The organism is Streptomyces flavofungini, assembly GCF_041028215.1.
GTDB lineage: Bacteria > Actinomycetota > Actinomycetes > Streptomycetales > Streptomycetaceae > Streptomyces > Streptomyces flavofungini_B.
The window spans coordinates 1-3,279 of record NZ_JASKYR010000860.1; the positions used below are offsets into that span (position 1 = coordinate 1).

Annotated in this window: 2 protein-coding genes and 1 pseudogene; all 3 read right to left on the reverse strand. The window is 70.4% G+C overall.

What is annotated here, in order from left to right; translation table 11 throughout:
* Positions 1-377: 377 nt before the first annotated feature.
* The 3 genes and pseudogenes from AB8Z36_RS35645 to AB8Z36_RS35655 all read right to left on the reverse strand — a co-directional run bounded on the left by AB8Z36_RS35645 (position 378) and on the right by AB8Z36_RS35655 (position 3,010).
* A complete protein-coding gene (locus AB8Z36_RS35645) occupies positions 378-1,196 on the reverse strand; it encodes an SAM-dependent methyltransferase (RefSeq protein ID WP_369217534.1) in 819 nt (272 codons plus the stop codon).
* A 164-nt stretch (positions 1,197-1,360) separates the two neighbouring features.
* Positions 1,361-2,110 (reverse strand): annotated as a pseudogene (locus AB8Z36_RS35650) (endonuclease I family protein); the annotation flags it as partial.
* A 99-nt stretch (positions 2,111-2,209) separates the two neighbouring features.
* Positions 2,210-3,010: a hypothetical protein gene (locus AB8Z36_RS35655; RefSeq protein ID WP_369217535.1), complete on the reverse strand. Its 801-nt coding sequence runs from the start codon at positions 3,008-3,010 to the stop codon at positions 2,210-2,212.
* Positions 3,011-3,279: the final 269 nt, after the last annotated feature.

A 3,279-nucleotide genomic window follows, 5' to 3' on the forward strand; every position in this document is an offset into this window, starting at 1 on the left:
GTCGGCACGGGGCGGAGTTGACCAGGCAGGTCACCGCGAGAACCGGCCGGTGTGCCCGCCCGCCTCGGCCCTGCCTGACGGGGTGCGGTGGGCCATTGTGCCGGTGCCGCCCACCCAGCCGTAGCAGCCGGGGACGTGGGAGGGGGCTGGTCATCAGGCATACGGCCTCGGGCGTGCGGACCACCACCGGCGACGCCAGCTCCGGCGGCCATCTCGCCACCGGGCCATCGGCGCGCTGCCCTCGGTGTCCACGGAGACGACGGCCCGAACCTCCACCCGGTCGCCGGGCCCCAGGGAGCCCGGCCGGTCGAGAGGCGGACCGCTCCCGGGGCCGGAACTCATCCATCGGGCGCGGGCCGAACACCAAGCGCCCAACGCTATGGCTTGCGTCCCACCGCTCCGTAGGCGTCGACCTTCACCGCGTCCGCGTCCGGCGTCTCCGGGCGCCACCGGGTGACCTGCTCCACGCCCGGTTCCACCAGGTCGAGGCCGTCGAAGAAGGCGGCGATCTCCTCGACACTGCGTACGTAGTAGGGGATCGCGCCGCTCCTGTTGTACTCGTTCGACGCCGCGATCATGCCGTCGCTGGTGGCCGTGGAGTCGCTGATGACGAGGTAGCTGCCGGACGGCAGCGCCGCCATCAGACGGGTGACCAGGTCCCGGGCACGGCTGTGCTCGGCGACATGGCCGAGGGTGTTCAGGATGATCAGGGCGACCGGCCGGGAGAGGTCGAGGGTCTTCGACGCCTCGCGCAGGATCGTGTCGGGGTCGTAGAGGTCGGCGTCGATGTACGCCGTCTCGCCCTCGGGCGTGCTGGTCAGCAGGGCGCGGGCGTGGGCGAGGACCAGCGGGTCGTTGTCGACGTACACGATGCGGGAGTCCGGCGCGACGCGCTGCGCGACCTGGTGCGTGTTGTCCGCCGTGGGCAGGCCGGTGCCGATGTCGAGGAACTGGCGGATGCCCTGCTCGCCCGCCAGGTGCCTGACCGCGCGGCCCAGGAAGAGGCGGCTGGTGCGCGCCACGTCGACCAGACCCGGGAAGATCTCCTTGATCTGGTCGCCGAGTTCCCGGTCCTTCTCGTAGTTGTCCTTGCCGCCCACGAAGTAGTTCCAGAACCGCGCCGAGTGCGGCTTGCTGGTGTCGATGCGCGCACGGACGCCGGCGGCGGAGTCGAGCTGCGGGTCGTGGTCGGACACGGGACCTCCTGAGGGCCTGACGTGACTGATGTGGCTTGACGTGCCGGTGATCCGACGATCAAGCATCAATCTAGACGGTCCGGGCCGAAACGCTCTGCCCGCCCCAGGAGTTGTGGGGCGGTGCGGGGGCGCGCCGTCGCGCCGCCCCGCACCGGCCCCGCGCGTCACCAGATCGCGGGCACCCACTCCGGGTGGTCGATGAACGGGTTCCGGTTGTGCTGGTACTTGTCGAAGATGACCTGGTTGCGGTTCTTCTCGAAGGCGTCCGGCGGGTCCTCGTCGCTCCACTGCTTCAGTACCGAGAGGCGGCCGATGGCGGGCGCGCTGCCGTTGTCGACCTTGTCGTTGGGCTCCAGGTCGGGGAAGCCGCTCTCGCCGTCGTAGCGCACGGCCATGTAGAGGATCATGCGGGCCACGTCGCCCTTGACCGCGTCACGGGGCTCGAAGGAGTCGCCGTCGGTGAGATTGCCGGGGGCGCCCGACACCGCGCTGCCGCCGTTGTCGAAGTCCTTGTTGCCCCGGATGCTGTTGACCGTGACGTCCTCCGGGCGGAGGTGGTGGATGTCGGTGCCGGGCCCGGTCGACGTGCCGAAGTCGCCGTGGGACTTGGCCCAGACGTGCTCGCGGTTCCAGTCGCCCTGGTCGCCGCCGCTCGCGCTCTTGCTCCGCGAGGTGCCGCTGTAGAGCAGGATGACGTTCGAGCTGTTGGCGGGGTCCTCGTCGGTGGCCTTGAGGGCGTCCCAGACCTGGGCGTACGAGAGCTTGGTCTGGTCACTGATGATCGTGTGCAGCGCCGACTTGAGCGCGGGTCCCGTCTTGCCGAGCGCGTCCTTGTAGTACGTGTCGTCATAGGCGCCGACGGCCGAGGGCGCGGCGGCCGGGGCCGGGGCCGGAGCGGGGGACGCGGTGGCCGTCGCSGGCGGTCGGCACGGKRWTCCCTCCCGGGGTGTCGGCTGATGGTGCGCGGAAGTACGCGGTAGGCCCGGCGGGCGCTGATGTTCGCGCCCGGGGCGTCAGCGGGACGCGGAGGGTGCCGTCTTCCTGGGTTTGCGGGGCCGGGTGGCGGCGGTGCGCTGGTACTGGTGGGCCACCGTGAAGCCGAGCGGGGAGAGCGGGGCCTTGGTGCGGTGTTCGCGGCGTTCGACGTAGCCGAGAGCCACGAGCTTCTTCAGGCCGCGTTCGTGGCTGTCGGCGGACCAGCCGTACCACTCGGGGGCCTTCTCCGCGGGGAACGTCGACCAGTTCTTCTCACGGGCCACGACCAGGAACAGGGCCAGGCCCGGCAGGTCCAGTTGCTCGTCGCGGCCCAGGGTCCAGAACGTCGTCGGGATCTGAAGGAAGCGGTTCTCCTCCGTGTCACCCACGGGCCGGTCGTAGTCGTCGCCGCTGCCGTCCTCGCGCAGGAGCGTGACCGTGATCATGGTGCCCTCACGGCCGCATGTGACCAGACCGCGTGCTTCCAGTCTGCGCAGGGTCCGCCAGGCGCCCGTACGGGCGGACTGGTCGGTCGCGGTCTCGTGAATGTCCATGAGGCGCGCCCACACCGCGCTGTCGTGGGTGGTGGACCAGCCGTTGTCCCCGTTGCTGCACGCGGCCACGATGAGCAGGTAGGCCTTGAGGCCCCGCAGGTCCCTGCCCGTCACGAAGTCCTTCAGAGGGCCGTGGCGGCTGGCGGCGCCCTTGTTGGCCTGGACGAAGGTCTTGCGCAGCGGCACGTTGGCCCGCTTGGCGCGGGTGAGAACCGCCGTCCGCGCATCCCGTCCCGTCGCGGTCGTCGCCTGCATGTCCCGCTCGGCGGGCGCTGTCGTCTTCATGCCGCAGACAGTAGCCAGCTCGGCCCTCATCACTCAAACGCTCCGGCCTCCCGCCAACTGGCGCACCAGCGGGAGGCGTTGGACGTCTCAGCGGGTGTCTGAGAGTGCCGGTGAAAGATCCATGTGTGAGGACCACGTGTCAGGTCCGAGTTGGGAGGACAGTGAGATGACTGAGTTGGTCGGGGTTTCGGGACGTCTTGGCGCCGCCGTCCGCATGTCCGGCCGCTGACGTACGAGCGCGTGGGCAGAGCCTGCCGACCACCTTGTCC

What these genes read in the sequence shown, in the direction of transcription:
- AB8Z36_RS35655 (WP_369217535.1), bottom strand. Translation starts at nt 3,010, where the DNA reads ATGAAGACGACAGCGCCCGCCGAGCGGGACATGCAGGCGACGACCGCG.